At 48.8% G+C, this 18,484-nt stretch carries 16 protein-coding genes and 1 tRNA gene; 10 read left to right on the top strand and 7 right to left on the bottom strand.

The genetic code is table 11. The features are described from left to right. The first annotated feature begins 12 nt into the window (after positions 1 to 12). Positions 13 to 1,320, top strand: a complete 1,308-nt coding sequence (locus ADS79_RS32770) for a nucleobase:cation symporter-2 family protein (protein WP_049742681.1) — start codon at positions 13 to 15, stop codon at positions 1,318 to 1,320. A gap of 465 nt (positions 1,321 to 1,785) precedes the next feature. Further along, positions 1,786 to 2,907, top strand: a complete 1,122-nt coding sequence (locus ADS79_RS32765; RefSeq protein WP_049742680.1) for a chymotrypsin family serine protease — start codon at positions 1,786 to 1,788, stop codon at positions 2,905 to 2,907. On the opposite strand, the gene ADS79_RS32760 is transcribed toward ADS79_RS32765, so the two are convergent. From ADS79_RS32760 to ADS79_RS32745, 3 genes are all read right to left on the bottom strand, one after another. Beyond that, entirely contained in the window at positions 2,904 to 4,625 is a 1,722-nt protein-coding gene (locus tag ADS79_RS32760; RefSeq protein ID WP_049742679.1) for a methyl-accepting chemotaxis protein, read from the bottom strand. The two genes, ADS79_RS32765 and ADS79_RS32760, sit on opposite strands and share 4 nt — an antisense overlap. Before the next feature lie 584 nt (positions 4,626 to 5,209). Beyond that, on the bottom strand, positions 5,210 to 5,635 hold the full coding sequence (gene fosB, locus ADS79_RS32750; protein ID WP_049742677.1) for a metallothiol transferase FosB: 426 nt from the start codon (positions 5,633 to 5,635) through the stop codon (positions 5,210 to 5,212). A 115-nt stretch (positions 5,636 to 5,750) separates the two neighbouring features. After that, positions 5,751 to 5,990, bottom strand: a complete 240-nt coding sequence (locus ADS79_RS32745; protein ID WP_049742676.1) for a hypothetical protein — start codon at positions 5,988 to 5,990, stop codon at positions 5,751 to 5,753. 137 nt (positions 5,991 to 6,127) lie between these two features. On the opposite strand from ADS79_RS32745, the gene ADS79_RS32740 reads away from it, so the two are divergent. The 6 genes from ADS79_RS32740 to ADS79_RS32715 all read left to right on the top strand — a co-directional run bounded on the left by ADS79_RS32740 (position 6,128) and on the right by ADS79_RS32715 (position 10,440). After that, positions 6,128 to 6,646: a hypothetical protein gene (locus tag ADS79_RS32740; RefSeq protein WP_049742675.1), complete on the top strand. Its 519-nt coding sequence runs from the start codon at positions 6,128 to 6,130 to the stop codon at positions 6,644 to 6,646. Positions 6,647 to 6,687: 41 nt separating this feature from the next. Beyond that, positions 6,688 to 7,212, top strand: coding sequence for an RNA polymerase sigma factor (locus tag ADS79_RS32735; protein ID WP_049742674.1), 525 nt, complete (start codon positions 6,688 to 6,690; stop codon positions 7,210 to 7,212). Continuing rightward, positions 7,202 to 8,218: an anti sigma factor C-terminal domain-containing protein gene (locus ADS79_RS32730; protein WP_049742673.1), complete on the top strand. Its 1,017-nt coding sequence runs from the start codon at positions 7,202 to 7,204 to the stop codon at positions 8,216 to 8,218. Before ADS79_RS32735 ends, ADS79_RS32730 begins: the two co-directional genes overlap by 11 nt. An 89-nt stretch (positions 8,219 to 8,307) precedes the next feature. Next, positions 8,308 to 9,525 carry a cytochrome P450 gene (locus ADS79_RS32725; protein WP_049742672.1) on the top strand — a complete coding sequence of 406 codons (1,218 nt, stop codon included), beginning with the start codon at positions 8,308 to 8,310 and terminating at the stop codon, positions 9,523 to 9,525. 144 nt (positions 9,526 to 9,669) lie between these two features. Further along, positions 9,670 to 9,752, top strand: a tRNA-Leu gene (locus ADS79_RS32720). 157 nt (positions 9,753 to 9,909) lie between these two features. Then, the gene (locus ADS79_RS32715) at positions 9,910 to 10,440 is read left to right on the top strand and encodes a type 1 glutamine amidotransferase domain-containing protein (protein ID WP_049742671.1); all 531 of its coding nucleotides are present in this window, start codon (positions 9,910 to 9,912) and stop codon (positions 10,438 to 10,440) included. A gap of 68 nt (positions 10,441 to 10,508) precedes the next feature. Here ADS79_RS32715 and ADS79_RS35795 read toward each other — a convergent pair whose 3' ends face one another. Genes ADS79_RS35795 through ADS79_RS32700 form a run of 4 tightly spaced genes read right to left on the bottom strand, consistent with a single transcriptional unit; the run spans position 10,509 to position 14,566 of the window. Then, on the bottom strand, positions 10,509 to 10,658 hold the full coding sequence (locus ADS79_RS35795) for a hypothetical protein (protein WP_162839562.1): 150 nt from the start codon (positions 10,656 to 10,658) through the stop codon (positions 10,509 to 10,511). A gap of 23 nt (positions 10,659 to 10,681) precedes the next feature. Then, entirely contained in the window at positions 10,682 to 11,893 is a 1,212-nt protein-coding gene (locus ADS79_RS32710) for a Ger(x)C family spore germination protein (protein WP_049742670.1), read from the bottom strand. Further along, positions 11,886 to 12,992, bottom strand: a complete 1,107-nt coding sequence (locus ADS79_RS32705; protein ID WP_049742669.1) for a GerAB/ArcD/ProY family transporter — start codon at positions 12,990 to 12,992, stop codon at positions 11,886 to 11,888. Before ADS79_RS32705 ends, ADS79_RS32710 begins: the two co-directional genes overlap by 8 nt. After that, a complete protein-coding gene (locus tag ADS79_RS32700) occupies positions 12,989 to 14,566 on the bottom strand; it encodes a spore germination protein (protein WP_049742668.1) in 1,578 nt (525 codons plus the stop codon). Before ADS79_RS32700 ends, ADS79_RS32705 begins: the two co-directional genes overlap by 4 nt. Before the next feature lie 198 nt (positions 14,567 to 14,764). On the opposite strand from ADS79_RS32700, the gene ADS79_RS32695 reads away from it, so the two are divergent. Both ADS79_RS32695 and ADS79_RS32690 read left to right on the top strand, forming a co-directional pair. Further along, positions 14,765 to 16,414, top strand: coding sequence for a dynamin family protein (locus ADS79_RS32695; protein WP_049742667.1), 1,650 nt, complete (start codon positions 14,765 to 14,767; stop codon positions 16,412 to 16,414). Further along, positions 16,411 to 18,378 (top strand): dynamin family protein, encoded by a 1,968-nt coding sequence (locus tag ADS79_RS32690; RefSeq protein WP_049742666.1) that lies wholly within the window; start codon positions 16,411 to 16,413, stop codon positions 18,376 to 18,378. Before ADS79_RS32695 ends, ADS79_RS32690 begins: the two co-directional genes overlap by 4 nt. Positions 18,379 to 18,484 lie beyond the last annotated feature (106 nt).

Below are 18,484 nucleotides of genomic sequence, written 5' to 3'. Positions count from 1 at the left end.
AAACAAACACAAATGCTATCCAAACAAAAGGTCGTCACCCTGGGATTGCAGCATGTTCTAGCCATGTATGCTGGAGCAGTCGTCGTGCCGTTGATTATCGGAGCAGCATTAAAGCTGACGCCGCTCCAAATCGCTTATTTGATCGCAGCCGACTTGTTTACGAGTGGGATCGCTACCCTGTTGCAGGTGATAGGCACACGCTATACAGGGATTCGTCTTCCGGTTGTCCTCGGCTGTACCTTTACTGCGGTAGGACCGATTATTGCCATTGCTTCCTCGACCAATTTGGCGACAGCGTATGGGGCTATTATCATTTCAGGATTGTTCGTTGTATTTGCTGCTCCTCTATTTGGCAAGCTCCTTCGTTTTTTCCCTACCGTGGTACAAGGCTCTGTCGTTACGATTATCGGGCTGTCCCTGATTCCTGTAGCGATGACCAACGCCGCCGGCGGAGATGCAACAAAGCCTGACTTTGGTCAACCACAGTATTTGCTTTTGGCATTGGGTACTCTTGTTATTATTTTGCTTATTAATCGCTTTTTTACAGGCTTTATTCGTGCCATCTCGGTATTGCTTGGCTTGATCGTCGGTACTGTTGCAGCATATATGATGGGAATGGTCAGCTTCGCAAACGTAGCGACTGCTTCCTGGTTTAGTGTCGTAGAACCTTTTTACTTCGGAACTCCACAGTTCAGTATCGTTGCCATTTTAACGATGATTCTGGTAAATATCATCAGTATGGCGGAATCTACAGGCGTTTATTTCGCACTCGGAAAAGTGACCAATACGGAAGTCACCAATAAAGATGTTGTGAAAGGGTTGCGCGGAGAAGGCGTAGCCATCGTGCTCGGGGGAATTTTCAATGCATTCCCGTACACTGCGTTTTCACAAAACGTCGGTCTGGTTTCATTGACGGGCATTAAATCACGCGATGTCATGATCGGAGCAGGTGGAATTCTTGTCGTTCTCGGCCTGTTGCCAAAGTTGGCTGCCTTGACAACCGTTGTTCCCAGTGCCGTTCTCGGTGGAGCTATGATCGCGATGTTCGGGATGGTTGTAGCTTCGGGAATCAACATTTTGTCCCAGGTTGATTTGCGAAAAAACGAAAACTTGCTGATCGCAGCATGCAGTATTGCAGTCGGACTTGGCTCCGCAACGGTTCCAACTATGTTTGACCAACTGCCGACACTGTTGAAAATGATGATGCAAAACGGTATCGTGACAGGCTCCCTGACTGCGGTAGTGCTCAACATCCTGCTCGTACACACGAACAAAAAAGCGCAGACAGCTCCTGCAAATGCAATTTCAGAAGCATCTTAATTTACCAAAAAGCATTCTCCACCAAGGTAGAGGATGCTTTTTTTCTATTTTTTTACAACGACAACGAGGAAACCAAAAAAAGAAAAAGCCGTTACAAGCACAATGGCTGGTAAAAGGAAACAGGAGAAAACGCGTGGTCTTTGGGGCACAACCGAGGTGTGAGATAAAAAGCGAAACAAGGTTTTAAGCGTCCACCTTTGAGAAACTCCCTGAAATCACTACTTTGTACGCGGTTTCGCTTTTTGTCTGGAGCCGTGCAGGGAATCACCTGCGCAAGTGACCCAAGTACCTGAAGCGTTTTCTCCTGTTTCCTTTCCTCCCGGAAAGCCCGCCGAAAACCCAACCTTTTTCTTTACCCATGACGAGTAAAAACAGGCTGTCACGCAGTGTCAGAAGCCCCGTGAGCCTCCCTGTAAGCCGCATAGGATGACAATGTACGGATTTTTCTGGAGAGGACGGGGAGCGATGGCTACGTTTCAGGAAGCGATGCAAGCCAAAAATCACTTGGTCAAGCGGTGGAAGAAAATGCCCGGTGTTGTCGGCATTGGAATCGGCTATGCCAACGGAAAAGACAGAAAAGGTGGGGCTTGCATCGTTTTATACACAGAAAAAGCAAGCGCTACTGTGAAACGAGCTTGTCCACAATGTGTTTCTGTTCGAAGTACAAGAGCTACCGGACGAGTACGAGTGGCCGTTCCGGTTCGGAGAATCACCTCAGGTCGTTGCTGCTGTCACGCCCCTGTGGCAAAGGCTGTTGCCACTTCATTTCGACGTAGAATTCGGCCGGTAATCGCAGGCTACAGCGTAGGCTATCCGGGAGTTTCTGGGACAGCAGGTCTGATCGTCCAAAGTGCTTCCCGGAGTGCACAACGGTATTTGCTTAGCAACAATCATGTTCTCAATAAAAACAATACAGGTGGCTATACGGAGACGATACAGCCAGGTGGAGCGGACGGGGGACGGTCTGGAAGGGATCGGATCGGTCGCTTGTATCGCTATGTTCGATTGCGTAAAAATGGTGCGAATTATATTGATGCTGCCTTATCCATCCCGACGACGAATCGATTGCTGGCTCCCCGCTATGCGACGGTGGGAACCGTGCGCGGCCATGTGCGCTCCTACGCTGTCGGGAGTCGATTTAAAAAGGTAGGACGGTCATCAGGCAGAGTCAGTGGAGTTGTAGTGTCCATCCATACGGACATTGACGTTGATTACGGCAATCTTGGCGGACTTGGAACCATTCGTTTTCGCAACCAAACGGTCATTCGAGGTGCTGGAGCGGTCTCGTTGCCTGGCGATTCCGGTTCTGTGTGGCTTACTGCAAGCAACTTGGCGGCAGCCGTCAATTTTGCTGGCTCCGCGGATGGCAGACTCTCTATCTCGTTTCCGATTCAATGGGCGATGCAGGCTTTCGGTATACGGGTTGCGCGTGCAGCGAGTGCGACTGGATATAACCGAGTGAATAGCAGAAAGCCAAAGAACCCAATGCGTACGCAGCCATTGTCTGCAACGCAACTGGGTACGATTATGACGAAAAGGGTATTGCCGTCGAAAAGAAAAAGGCAGGGACGCAAGAAACGTATTTAGCGCATCTCCTCAGCCAATTGATCGAGGCAATTCAAGACGTTTTCGGACAGCTCCTCCAGGCTGGAAAATACTGACTCGGCCTCATCGTGCTTGCCGGCTTTCACCAAGAGATAAACGTTGCGGACCGCCTCGTGGAACTTTCGGTGCGGCACATCCAATTGCTGGAAAGAGCGTAGAGAGTTGATTTTTGGATCATGCTTGGCTTCGTGATACCAGACTCCCAAACGGCATTGCATATGATCAACCAAATCTTTTTCTTCGATCTTGTGGTAACCGAGCATGTAGTTGTAGAGCCACCATTTCCATAAAAGATGATCGGTTTTGACGATCCGCAAATGGTGCTTTGCCTTTAATTGATTCAGTTGACTGATGCTGAGTTTGTGCAGATCATTGATGCCGGCCCCGATGTCATAGACATTCTTCCCTGCGTGGGCTACATTCTCAGCGATGAGCTCCATATTGGCTTGGACCTGCGTGATTCGCTGGGAAATGTCATCGGTGGCGGCAGACTGTTCTTCTGCCTGTGCGGCAATATGTCCGGTAGAATGACCGACCTTTTCGATGTTTTGTACGATGTCTGCCATCAGATCGATTGCATCTCGCGTCTGGTTGGCTTCTAGGCTGAAGTGTTCGCTCATCTGTGCTGCGGAATCCTTGACTTGACTTGCTTCCTGCTGCACGTTTTGCATGGTAGAGGTAATGCTCTGGACGGACTGCTTCGTTTGTTCAGCGAGCTTGCGTACCTCCTCGGCAACAACCGCAAAGCCACGCCCATGTTCGCCTGCACGCGCTGCTTCAATCGATGCATTCAGCGCGAGCAAATTGGTCTGATCAGCGACACTGCGAATGACTTGGACAACCTGGGAAACGTTTTCAATAGAAGCCATGAGCTGAGAAATTTTTGTTTGCATGTCTTTAAATTCATCTGCCATCGAGAGAAAGCTCTTGAGCGAGGCCTGAATAATTTCCTGGCCCGTTGTTGCCTGCTCCATAGTAGTCGTGGCATTTTCGGCAACCATCACGGCTGATTGTGCGACCTTTTGGACAGAGTGAGTGAGCTGTTCAGCCGCAGAGCGTACGTTGCTAGCTTCATCGGTTGTCGTTTCTACTGTATCGAGGACGTGCTTGATCTTGTCAATTTGCATGACGAGCTCCAGAACTTGTCCAAGTCGATCTACGACCTTGTAATCCGTATCCTCTTGATAGGATTGAAGCACAATCTGCGAATCAAGCGTCAACAGCTTGATCAGGGCTAGGAGAGTTGCTGATATTTCTTGAGGCTTCTTGGCGTAGGCAGAGACGACTGACGGGATCAAGAATTCATATACCCGTAAATAGGAGCCCGTGTACCATTCCGGGGCAAGTCCGATTCTGCTGTGGACTTCCCCGATTTTCTCTCTGCCTCTTACATAGGTTTCGTCCAATTGGGCGTTCGGAAGCGTTTGCAGATAGTGGCGAAACGATTTGGACAGGCGATCTATCGTTGTATTGGATTCGATGATGTGCATCAAGTGGGAATATTCGTGAAGCATTTGATAGTGGCGGTCGGTGATTGCGTCGAGATGTTTATTCAGTATCGGCTCCAATTGCTTCATGCGATCCAGGTCCGCCTGATTGAGCTGCAAAAACTTTACTTTCCCTGCTAATTGTTCTGTCATGGGTATGTCACTTTCCTGGATCTTGGTGGTCATGACAGACTCCCCCCGCTTTACAAACATAGTATCCCTCCGCGTTTTACTCTCTTGCATAGTAACGAATGAATATACAGCAACTCATACAGCAACTCATAAACCAATCCCATCTGATTCGAATACTTGGCTTGACCACGTATGTAGGCGGAGCAGCACAATAAAAACAGACCTATCACCAAACGAATAGGTCAGTAGCAAACACTGAGATCGGTTCTGGTTACTTCCATCATAATATCATGGGAATCAAACTGCTACTATTGAACTATTGTAAATTTGTGAATGTTTATAGAATAAATATGACCATTTTGACCTATGTTTTTTTAGCATTTCTTCGATGCCAGAGCCAAAGAGGAGCTGTTTTCAAACGCTTTGCTCAAATATTCGCTATAATAGAAGAACAGCGAATAGAAAGGTAATGATTTTTATCTATGAGCAAAAATAACATTTTACAAAATGTACTCGGATTCATTGTCTGTTTTTTGCTGTTTGTAGGCAGTATGCTGTTCACTAATTTCTATCCACTCCTGATTCTGGTAGGAATTTTAGGCTTTGCGGGTCTATCCTTTTTTGTTTATCGAATTATATCGTTTTATAACAAAAAAGGGTGATTCTTAATCAAAGAAGGTCATGTGCCCTTTTTCTGAGCGGTAATAGGAGAGACGATCCTGAAGCGTTCCGGTATGCAGCTCGAATTTGTGACCATCAGGGTCAGTAAAATACAGTGAGCGCTTGTCTCGCTCATCGCGTTCACGGCCTGGCAGGATGATGACATCATGCTTTTCCAAATGGCTTTTCCAGTCATCAAACGATGCCTCGTCGATGGAAAAGGCCAGATGCGTATAAGAATGGGCAATTTCATTTCGCGGGATGTCCTGCTCCTCATTCAGAGCCAGCCAGTAGCCATTCCAATCAAAATAAGCGAGCTTTCTCCCGCGTACAAGCGGCTTTGCTCCCATCACGTCTCGGTAAAAGCAGAAGGATCTCTCCAGATCTGAAACAGAAAACAGCAAATGGTTGATTCCGGTTAATTGTGGCAAGAAAAACCCCTCTTTCCCAATCGCATTTTACTCATCATTGTAAAAGAGTGAGCAAAAACAGGCAAACCCATGGATGTTGTGGGTCTGCCTGTTTTTCGTGTATAGGAGGCTATGACTATTGCTTCTGTTGTTGCTGTTGTTGCTGTTGTTGCTGTGATTGGGTTTGGATGGTGGATTGGACTTGAGATACCATCGTTTGTGCTTGGGCAATTTCTTGAGACGCTGTCTTCAACGCTTCTTCCGCGAGCTGCGGATTGGCGGCAGATTGTTCGATCGCTTGGGTAATCATTGATTTGGCAAGAGTCGCAGCAACTTCAGCTTTTTTAAGCGAATCGGTATTGATTTGGCTAGGCATGAATATCCTCCTCCAAAATAATGGGGTTTTGGCACACCATGCTACTATGTCCTTCTTCCCTGGTGAATATGTAGGCAGGCGCAGCCCAACCGCATACAGCTCCGGATGCATACCCTTTTAGGAGGGAGGTATGCCTAATGAAAAAGAAATGGGTGCAGGTAGTGCGGCAAACGGAACAGGCTTTTTGGACGATTGTTTTCTCCGCTCATAAACAGGTAGGAGAGCGTGGAAATATTTTGCCGGCACGATTCAACTCCAGACAGAAGATTCGCAGATTTTTAGAAAGAACGATGACTCCTTGTTTAGCGAGTCGGGTCATCGGCAATCTTGATTTGCGCCGGATTCATGGACAACTGGCTATTCCGATTGGCGGCGGGATTGGAGCGCCTCCCATCGTCAAATCACAGGTGCTTTCAGAGGGACCAAGATGTGTCACGCTTGCTGTCTGGTTCCAGTTCGATCCTAGCGACCGTTTTTTTCGTGTGTATCAATTAAGAAAACGCCCAGATGGACGATGGATCGTATTTGGTCGTCACCCTTTGGACTTTCCGTTTAATTTGCCGCGAGACTTTAGACGCAGAGGACCATTTGCAGGATGCTGTACGCCCTGTGTCGGGAGACGTCAGCGGAGAAAATTTTGCAAAAAAAGTTGGTAACATTTCACGCGCGACTTCGTTGATAAGAGAGGAGGTGGGAGATGAAGGCACAGACTTGGAGCGAATTATTTGCAGAATACCAATATCCGCTGTACCGTTATTTATTTCGCATGTGTGGTTCGCGCGAGATCGCCGAGGAGCTGCTGCAAGAAACCTTTTACCGTGCCATGCTCTCCCTCTCAATTCAGGAAGCAAGACAAGTGCGGGCGTGGCTCTATAAGGTAGCACGCAATCTTTATATTGATTGGCTGCGCAAGCAAACGTCTGAGCAAAACATGCTGGAAAACATCAGGCGACTCATTCCAGTAGCTTCACGTACATATGAGCCGGAGATGGTATATCGTCAAAAAGAAGAAAAAGAGAAGGTAGCTTGGGTCATGCAGCAGCTCCCAGAGCGAATGCGAACGATTTTGTACTTGCGAGAGATCGAGGATTTTACCTATCAGGAATTGGCTACGACACTTGAACTCAGTATGGATCAAGTAAAAGTAACCTTGTATCGGGCGAGAGAAAAATTTCGGGAGTGGGAAGCCCGGGCAGAAGGAGGCAAGCGTGATGGAGGATGACAAGCTGTTGAAGGACTGGCAGGAGCCTGCCTTGCAGTGGGATGAGAAAAAAGCGCGCAGGATGGTCTGGAAAGCGAGGTTTACGTTATGGCGAAACATCATCCACATTCTTTTGATCATTTGGTTTTTATATATGCTCTATATGCTGGCCATTCAGATCGGCTATAAACAGCTCGGAAAGGAAGAGGAATTGGTTCGCTACGCCACGACACTCATCGAAACGCATTACTCAGGAGTGAAGGTCGGCAAGTGGGATTATCCGTCCGTTGAGCTATCACCTTGGTTGACGCAGGAGACGACAATGCCATTATTTAAACAGATCGGGAAATGGGAGCTGGTCGTCGGATCGGTAACCGTGAAAAAGCCGTTCTGGGGAGAGCTGAGCTATCAGATCAACTATCAGCAAAAAGAGCTGAATGATCGGGATGGGACCTTTAACTTCGCGTTGCCGCGTTCAATAACGGGCGACAGTCCGGTTAAAGAGCGAAAGGAACAAGACTATATATGGGACCAGCTCAAGCATATCTCGGACGGGTATGTGGCGGAAATATCTTTGTCCTCCATTCATCCGCAAACGCCGGAGCAAATGCGCAAGCTGCTTTCCAAATACGACGTCGCTATCCTGCAAATGCCTGTGTATGCAGGCGAGTTGAAGACGTTCAAGCCTTCCTATACTCGCAGTACTGATACCTATGTACCTTTTCTGGTGCTGCGTCCAGAAGTGCTCTATGATGAGAAATCGAGACTGTCACAGACGACTTTTCATTTAAACGAATCCGTGGAAAGTGCCGAGAAGCAGCTTATTCCCGATCTGGAGTATGTATTGGCGAATGGGAAAAGTCGCTTCGAAAGCTACGATGAACCTCGTTTAGCATACTTGAAAGAGCATGGCATTACTGTCTATGGAGCGCTTGTCACTGGTCCTGTGCGAGAACTGGAAAAGCTCCAACGAGACCCGGAGTTTCATGAATTCCGTTTAGGCAGGATCGAGGTATGGAATTGGTAGCGGACCCGCGTGCCAAGGAATGAAAACAAATGGGATGGGGACGATAGAGGAGGAATGCACCAAGAAGACAAGCGTGGGAGAAATGAAAAATGCAAACAACGAATAAGGCACGGTACGCGAATATCATTCCGATGGAAGATTTAAATACGATCGAAAAAAAGCTCGACCCCTTTCCGATTTTTGCACAACTGCGCGGGACAACCCCTGTTCGCTATGATGAGAATCGAAAATGCTGGGATGTATTTCGCTATGAGGATGCCCATCAGGTGTTGAAGGACCCGGCTACCTTTTCATCGAAAAGGGGCGGGGAAGAAAACGAGTCTCTGTTAATGATGGACCCGCCGAGGCACACACAAATGAGGGCGTTGGTCAGTAAAGCCTTTACGCCAAAGGTGATTGCCGATCTGGCGCCACGCATCCAATCAATCACGGATGAACTGCTGGATGCGGTACAAAGCGATGGCAAGATGGACATGGTCCACGACCTTGCTGTTCCGCTGCCCGTCATCGTCATCGCGGAGCTGTTAGGTGTACCGACGAAGGATCGAAAGCTGTTTAAAGACTGGTCGGATATTTTGGTAAAGGGACCAGCAAAAAATACAGAAGAGCTATTCGTACAAGTGATGGCGGAAAGGACACAGGCTCGCCAAGAGCTGGACGCCTACTTTGCCGAAATCATGAAGCTGCGCCGCCAGGAGCCGCAGGATGATTTAATTTCACTTCTCTTGTCAGCAGATATTGAAGGGGAGAAGCTCGATGACAAAGAAATCATCATTTTCTCGATCCTTCTTTTGGCAGCAGGGAATGAAACGACAACCAATCTGATTACAAATGCAGTACGCCGTCTGACAGAGGATCAAAGCTTGCAGCAAACACTCCATGAGCAGCCAGCGCTCGTTCCCGGGTTTATTGAGGAGGTTCTGCGTTATTATCCTCCGGTCCAGGCAATTGGCCGAATCACTACCAAGGATGTGCAAATTGGCGATGTACCGATCCAAGCGGGTGAGCAAGTCATTTCTTGGGTCGCATCGGCCAATCGTGACGAGGCGAAATTTCCTGATCCCGACACCTTTATCGTAGATCGTAAGCCAAACGCACATCTCGCTTTTGGCTTTGGCATTCACTTTTGTCTGGGAGCGCCTCTCGCCCGTTTAGAGGGTCAGATAGCGATACAGGCAATCGCTCGGAGATTGCAGCATATCCGTTTTGTGGAGGGCACACCGCTTACACCGATTCCAAGCCCGTTCGTTTATGGAGTGAAGGAGTTTCCTGTCACATTCGAAATAAGTAATCGAAAAAAGCCTTGAATTAGTGCTTTTGTCGCTGGTAAAAAAATCCTGTATTGCTTTTCCGCTCAATTACCTGTATAGTATCTAATTGTTGATGCAAGTAGCGAAAATTGTCGAATTGCGCGACTGGATCAGCTTGGGAATAAAGTCCCAATACGATATGCCGGTATGGCGGAATTGGCAGACGCGCGCGACTCAAAATCGTGAGGGAAACCGTGGGGGTTCAAGTCCCTCTACCGGCACCATCAGCACTATACATATGTTTTTTGTTATAAGGTGGGAAACAGTGAATTAGACCTGTTTCTCACTTTTTTTCATTTCAGGGGCAGCAGCTTCCCATCAGGCTGTCTTTTCTCCAATCACCGTGTGCTACAATGAAAGGGAGTAAAGGAGGCGAATACGGTGAGACTTGCAGGAAAACAAGTTGTTTGCTTTGTGGAGAGTGAGTTTGAAGATTTGGAGTTGTGGTACCCGGTTCTGAGACTTCGTGAAGAAGGAGCCGTCGTTCATCTCGTTGGACCAAAAGCAAATCATGTGTACATAGGCAAATATGGAGTACCGTGCGAAGCGGAAAAAAGCATGGCAGAGATTGACCCGGCTGATTATGCTGGAGTACTGGTACCAGGTGGGTGGGCGCCAGATAAACTGCGTCGTTATCCAGAGGTGCTATCGTTCGTAGCCGCAATGCATGAGGCAAAAAAGCCAATCGGCCATATTTGCCACGCTGGCTGGGTACTCGCTTCCGCAAAAATACTGCACGGCGTGACTACAACCTCTACGCCTGGCATCAAGGATGATATCGAGAATGCAGGGGCGACTTGGGTAGATGAAGAGGTAGTAGTAGACGGACACATCGTCGGCTCGCGTCGTCCACCAGATTTGCCGGCATATGCCAAAGCATTTGCTGATTTGTTGGCTGAGAAAGCAACATAAGAGAGAACAGGGCATGTCCGAAGGAGCTTCGGCTGCCCTGCTTTCTTTTTGGGAGGGATAAACCTGCTTTACCCGCCGTTATTCCCTTTTTTCCATGGCGGGTTCCCATATTTCCTGATTGTGCTCGTAATCTTGTAGGCAACAAAAGGAATCAAAAAGGAGAGAACGACACCTGACAGAGTCAGGTAGGGAGGAAGAGATCCGATCATTTTGCTCATTATGCTTATCCCCAGACTGTTTTCTACTTGTTAATCCCGCCGATATTGCGAATAAAGACATTGGCGGATACGTGAATTTCGCTTTTTTCAAATAGCTCTTGTCCAATCTCCCAGTCCTTCTTGATTTCCTGCCAGAGGGAGTGGTGGTTCTGCTTGAGATAGCTGCCAAGGCCGATCACATCTGCTTTCAAATCCTGATGTACTTTGTGGATCGTGTCATTGCACAAACGCTCGATCTCCTTGGCGAAAACATTTTGTATTTGTTCCATCGTTTTTGCTTTCAGTAAATCAATTTTGGCATACGATTCAAAAATGACACCCTCGCATTGAATTTCCACATTGAATTTGATGTGCTGCTTGTCTCGAATATCCGCCCTTATACTTTTTTTCGCTCCATGGATATTTAACACAACCAAGTCATCCTTATATTTGGCTTTCAATAATCCACCCTGAACATGTCCGGTCAAAAAATTGAGCCCCTCTGTTTCTTCTTCTCCGAGAAAGCCGACCATCTGATTTTTTCGTCTAAAAACGGCAGAGCCGGCAACCTTTACTTCTTCTTTCTCCGCAATAATCCTCGGCAGGACAAAGCTGTACTCATTTAACAAATACTGATGCACATCACCGATTCGGACCTCGGGGAGCATCCGTGCGTTTTTATTAATGTTCTCTCCGATCGAATTGATGTAGAGGGCAGGTATTTTTTCGGTTTTGGGCCGCACCTCGATAACCCTGCGCGCGTCTCCCTTGGAGATGAAAATCTTACTGCTGCGCCGCGAATCTGGATCACGCAAAAGAATATCCAGTGTATTGGAGAAGGCAGTAGCAGAACGCGCGATTTCTTCAGAGACGACGATGATTTTCAGGTGCTGATAAAAGGGAGTCCGGCTCGTACGGGTAGCAAGCTCTCGGGAAATTTCCAGCAGGGAATCTCCTTCAGAGACGAGATTGAGAAAAGCTTCATCTGTCGTATTTTGTCCGCCGCTGATTCCTTGGGAGCCTGAAATCAGACCACCGGGAATGACCAGCTGATGGGTCAGCAAAAAACGCTGCTTCCCTTTAGGCTTGTCAGGTGCTTCCTGATTGGCCTTTTTTTCTGCTTGGTTGGAGCGAGGTGCATCAATCGCAACACCGACGACAAACCCCCTCTCCTCGATCTGGACCTGATCCCAGCATCCGCTTAGCAAGATAGGAAGCATGACAATCAGACACAGTGAGACAAGCCGCTTATTCATGACCTTTCACCCCTCGCAGCTTTGCCAAAAGCAAGAGACCGATGGGAACGAGGTAGACAATAAGAAAGCCATAGTAGGTCAGCTTTTCGGCAAACGTGAAAAAGTCGACCAGGTTTTGCGGAAGCATGGCGATGAAATAAATCAGCGGAGAGAGGATAAAAATCCAAAGAATCTTGGTGACACGCTGAAACATCGAAGTCAAATTGATGATCGTGATGTCCAGCCACATCGCGCATGTATTAAAGATGGTCATGATCCAAATCGTGAAGAAAATGGATTCGACACGTTCAAAAAAGCCCCCTGGAATTTCCACCTCTTTGGCGAGCTCAATAGTAGGGTAAGTCAGATTTTTTGCGACTTCTGCTGAAAAGACCCCGATGACAAACATGTAGATTGTTAAATAGAGCAAAACCGGGATGGCGAGACCGATTGCGATCGCACGAGGACCCTCCTGAGGGTTTCGCATCAGCATCGTGTAAAACAAAATGACTTCAAACCCGGAATAGGATAGGCCAACCCCTTCCGTTCCTTTGAGCAGGGAACGCCAGTCTGAGGAGAAAAATGGTCGTACATTCTCGATTTCCACCAGCTGTGTCGTAAATAGCAGCACAACGGCGATGACGACAAAGACAACCGGCAGAAACAGCAGATTCAAACGCAGCATTGCAATACGTGACCCGGCGACGGCATATTGGACAATCAACAAAAAGCTCAGCGTGATCATCTCAACAGGCGTTTCGTAAAACAAATACTGCTTCGAGATATTGCCAATCGCCCGGATTTCAAAGGAAACAAACAACATGGTGTACACGCAGACAAGGATGGTCAGCACATATCCGACAGGCTTGGAAGCGATGATGGAGGTATACTCAAAAAACGTTTGTCGCGGAAACCGCGCAGCGAGCTTGGCCAGCATCCAGCCAATCAGCCACGCGATCAAACCACTTAGGATGACGGATATCCAGCCATCAAATGCTCCGGTTGCTTTCGCCAGCGTACGGGGAAATGTGAGAATTCCGACCCCGATGGTTACGGAGGCGATGTTGATGCCCATATGATTTTTGCTGATTAATTTCTCTGCAAACGTTTGAGCACTCATGTAGGGTCCCCTGTTCCTGTGCGTGTTTCATCTTTTGGGTGAAGTGATCCCGGCCGCTTTCGCAAAAAGGTAACGGGTGCTCGCAGGATCAAATCCTTCCAGTCTTGAGGCATTTGCGGTGTAAACGGAGCCAAGTACGGATAACCGATGCTCGTCAAATTGGTTAAATGAATCATAATCATGATAAAGCTCAGTACGACACCGTAGATGCCAAAAATGGCAGCAGCAAGCATGGCGAGGAAACGAATCATTCGAAAAGCAATCGCTAAATGGTACGAAGGGATGGCAAAGGAAGCAATCGCCGTGAGAGCAACAACAATAACCATGACTGGACTGACAATCCCGGCGGATACGGCAGCATCCCCAATCACCAGTCCGCCCACAATCCCGACAGTTTGACCAATCGGCTTGGGAAGTCGCAAACCTGCTTCCTGCAAAAGCTCCATCGTCGTCACCATCAAGAGCGATTCCACAAAAGCAGGGAATGGAACGCCATCTCGTGTTGCCGCGATCGAAAAAGCGAGATCAGATGGAATGAGTCCAGGGTGAAAGGTTACCAGAGCGATATAAAAAGCGGGTGAAAAGACAGCAAGAAACGAAGCGAGATAACGCAATAGCCGTGCAAGTGTACCGGCTATCCAGCGCTCGTAATAATCCTCTGGCGAGTGCAGGAGAAAACCGATTGTGATCGGTAAGACCAAGACCATGGGTGTACCGTCGAGCAAAATGGCAACACGGCCTTGGAACAGGGCAGCTGCCACCTTGTCTGGTCGTTCGGTATTGTGGATCTGTGGAAAGGGAGACAAAAAATCATCCTCAATCCATTGCTCGATAAAGCCGGATTCCTCTACCTCATCTATGTCGATGGTGGCGATTCTACGTTTGACCTCACTCAGCATTTCGGGATCGACAATGCTGTCTATATACGCGATAATCAGCTCGGTTTTGCTGCGAGAACCTACGAAAGAGCCGTCAAACCGCAAATGTTTATCTTTTACCCGCCTACGAATGCGCACGGTGTTGTCACGGATGCTCTCCGTAAAGCCATCGCGCGGACCCCTTACGACCCCTTCGGATACAGGCTCTTCAGTCGCCCTCGTCTTCCAGCCTTTGCTGTCAATGACGATGACCTGGCTCGTACCGTCCACGAAAAGGGCAATATCTCCAGCAAGGACGCAATCAATGACATCCGTAAAGGAGGAGGACTTTTTGATCTCACTGACGGAAAGCACTTCTTCATTTAGCAGATTCAGAATGGTTTCCGGTTCACTTGGAACGATTTTTCCGGCTATGGAGATCGTGAGCTGGATATGGCTAAGCACCTGACTGTGCAGCATGTCACTGTTTATAAGCCCGTCAATGGCCACAATCGCACACGTATGATGACTGTTGCCGATCAACAAGGTGCGAATGAGCAGATCGTGCGGGTTTCCGAGCTCGGTTTTGATCGTCTCCATGTTTTCCTGCAAGCTGCTGGACAACAATACGGGAGGCCCTTGGGTTTGCAACGCTTTTTGCATGAAGGGGGAGGAGGATTTCTTTTTGTGGCGCGCAGACCAAAATCTTCGCAGCATGTAAGTCCCTCCCGATCAAGATGCGAATATCATGTTAGTGCGATTTTTTCCAGATCACAGGAAAATTATGCGGATGAAAGTTCCATGAATAAACTTTCACACAAAGAATTGATCAACCCCACAAAGGTATGATACATTCGGCATGGTAGAATAGAGAGTAGTAGAGAGAGCAGGATTGATGGAGAGGGTGGGATAGTAGTGCTCAATAGTCAAGTATTGATACGGGAAACGGATTTTTCCCGGCTTGCACATACATGGGAACAATTAGCTGAACAAATGAAGGAACAGGGCGACAGCAAAACACCTGCCAAGCTGTTGCAGCTGGCTGAAAAGACGAAGAAGGCAGAGCTGAACATTGCTTTTTGCGGACACTTTTCCGCAGGGAAATCGACAATGATCAATACACTTCTCGGAGTAAATCTGCTGCCGTCCAATCCTATTCCAACGAGCGCCAATGTCGTCAAAATTCGTGGTGGAGAAAAGGCAGCTCGCGTGTATACAAATGCAAGTGGTGTGATTACGTTTGATCCAGACACGGAGATGGAAAAGCTGAAGCAGTTTGCCGTTGATGGCGATACGGTAGAATCCGTGGAGGTTTCGTATCCGGGTACCTTCCTCGACGAGTACTCGAGCTTGCTGGATACACCAGGGATCGACTCTACCGATGCCGCTCACAAAATCGCGACAGAATCTGCGCTTCATTTGGCCGATGTCGTCATTTATATGATGGATTACAACCACGTACAGGCAGAGGAAAACTTCAATTTCACAAAAACGTTGAAGGACCGGGGCAAACCGGTTTATTTGGTCGTCAACATGATCGACAAGCATCTCGACTTCGAGCTGGACTTCGAGAGCTATAAGGAAAGCGTGGAAGAGGCATTCGCAACCTGGAATATCAAGCCGGATGGCATCTACTATACTTCACTTGCTGAACCTGATCATCTGGAAAATCAGTACGAGGAACTCAGAAGCATGCTTGGTCAGTTGATCACGGATCGCGAAGAGCTGGTCGCAAAAAGTGTACGTAGTGCGGCAGATCATTTGATTGAGGAGCACATTCAGGAAGTAAAAGCGAGTCAGGCTGGCAAACGTCAGGAGCTGGAGAACAAGCTGGGAAGCATCGAAGTCGATGGACTCGACAGCTCTGATGCTCAGGCTGTGGCTACTAACTTGCAGGATGCTGAAGCACAGGCAAAAACGCTGGAGAGCCGTACCATCGAAGCACGTAAGCAGATGGAGAAGGACCTCGGTGTACTGCTCGACAATGCTCGCCTCACCTATTACAGCACCAACGAAGCGGCAGAGAGCTATCTGGAGAGTCGCAAGCCTGGATTCAAGCTGGGCTTCTTATTCGCGGGTAAAAAGACGGAAGAGGAAAAAGCACGGCGCGAGGAAGTGCTGCTGACCGAATTCCGGGAGAAGGTGGCGGGTAATCTCGACTTCCATTTCAGAGAATTGATGGGAAAACAGCTGCAAGTTTACGACATCCGTGATGAAGAGTACCATGCTCGTGTCCATGCGACCAAAATCGAGATTACCCCTGAGTTTCTCGCCAAGCACATCAAGGATGGGGCACAATCGCGCGAATATGTCATGAACTACTGTAACGATATTTCTGCCGGGATCAAGCTGGAGTACAGACGTGTTGGTCTTGGCTTCATCGAGCAGGTAACAGCGCTTCTGGAGCAGCAGGTGGGGGCCGAAGGTGCAGCGCAGCATGAGCGACTTGCGGCATTGCGTGAGCTGGCAGATGTACACAAAAAGCTGTCTGAACTCGCCGCGGGTGAAGAGGCAGCCAAACAACGCTTGCAGGCGATCATGCGTGAAGGAGACAAGGAATCATGAATCAACTACGAGACAAACTAGTGGCCGCAGCAGAGCGCTTGCGCCGTACAAGTGAAGAAATTAATACCGTACCAGGTATGCAAGCACAGGCAGAGGCTATGCTGGATCGCGCAGAGCGGCTTACAGCCAACCGTTTTACCGTAGCTTTGTTCGGTGCGTTCAGTGCCGGAAAATCCTCCTTTGCCAACGCCTTGATGGGCGATCTCGTGCTGCCTGTGTCACCAAACCCGACAACAGCAGCGATCAACAAAATCATGCCTCCAGACGAGGCGCATCCACACGGAACAGTGCGTGTCGTGCTGAAGAGCAGAGAGGCAATCGAGCAGGACGTTCTTCGTTCCCTTGCCGTGTTTGGTCTGTCCGCAAGCGGGCTGGAGGGAGCACTGGCTGAGCTGAGCAAGATTGATGTGACGCAGATACCCCCAACAGCGAAGCCGCACTACACCTTCTTGAAAGCTGTCACCAAGGGCTTGGGAGACATGACTGCGCATCTGGGCGGGGAGCTGCTTGTAGACATGCAGGCTTTTAAAGGCTTCGTAGCCAAGGAAGAGAAGGCATGCTTTGCCGAGTACATCGAGCTGTTCTACTCCTGCCCGTTGACCGATCAAGGGATTGTGCTGGTAGATACGCCAGGTGCTGACTCGATCAATGCACGTCACACAGGTGTTGCCTTTGAATATATGAAAAATGCGGACGCAGTGTTGTTCGTAACCTATTACAATCATGCGTTTGCCCAAGCGGACCGCGAGTTCCTGCTGCAAATGGGTCGCGTAAAAGATACATTCGAGATGGACAAAATGTTTTTCATCGTCAACGCGGCTGACCTTGCTGCGTCTGAGGAAGAGCTGCAAGGAGTTATTACCCACGTAGAGAAAAACCTGCTGACCTGTGGTATTCGTTTGCCGCGGATTTATCCAGTTTCCAGTCAGACGGCACTGCTTGCGCGCATGCACGAAAAATGCAAGCTGGCTGCCTCTGCTGAAAAGGTGTACCGTCAACGGACACAAACAGCAGAAGGCGAGCCATTGATGGCTGCTGACGAGGCGTTCAAGCTGTCAGGCATGGCTTCATTTGAAGTAGACTTCCTGCGCTTTACGATTGAGGAGTTGACGCAAATTGCTGTAAACGCAGCAGTGAGTGAAATCCGCCGCGCCTACGATACCTTGGGTGAATTCATGCGAATGGCCCAATCTGGCGAAAGCGAGCGACTGGCGCGTCGTGAGGCAGCTACTGCGTCACAAGCCGCTGCCCGCTCAGCGGTTGAAGCGTTGGTGACGACCTCACAGGAACGGGATTTGGCAAAAGAGCGTGAGGAATTAGTTTATTACGTGAAACAGCGTCTCTTTTTCCGTTTCGCCGAGCTTTACAATTTTGCCTTCAATCCGGCTGTGCTCAAGGACGATGGCCGTAACTTGAAGCAAGCGCTGCAAGGCTGCCTGACTGACCTTTTGCGCTCCATCAGCTACGATTTGGCACAGGAGCTGCGCGCTACTACGCTGCGCCTGGAAAAGTTCATTAACAAGCAGGGTGTTTCCCTGGTACAGGCATGGCAAAAGGATGTGCAGGCCCATGCGAGCAGTCTGACACTTGCACCATATCAATCACGTCAAGTAGAGACGCTCACCTTTGCCGAGGATTTGCCGGTCGGACCGGCAGCTTTTCAGCCGGCTCTCTCCTTGTTTAAAAATGCGAAGGACTTTTTTGAGCAGGATGGCAAAACGAAAATGCGCGAAGACCTGGAGAAACGACTGCAAGATCCGGTGGCTGCCTATGTTGCAACTGGTAGCGAGCAGCTCGATGAGCAGTTCCAAGCGCTCTTTACCGAGATCGTGGCAAGCGAGCGAGCGCGCGTCATCGAGCAAATCGATGCGTATTTCACAGGTGTTTTTGCTGCTTTGGATATGAATGTCGATCTGGGTGAGCTGGAAGCCAAGATGAATCGGGTAGCTGCAGAGCTTGCGTAGGGCTTCTGTGAGCTTTGGCGCGAAAACCGAATAAAAGACACGAGAAAGCCCAGGAAGCGCCTGAAAAGTGCTCCTGGGCTTTTTGGCACACCAATTTCACACTCTT

The organism is Brevibacillus reuszeri (assembly GCF_001187725.1).
Lineage (GTDB): Bacteria > Bacillota > Bacilli > Brevibacillales > Brevibacillaceae > Brevibacillus > Brevibacillus reuszeri.
This window is presented reverse-complemented; position numbering and strand designations above follow the sequence as displayed.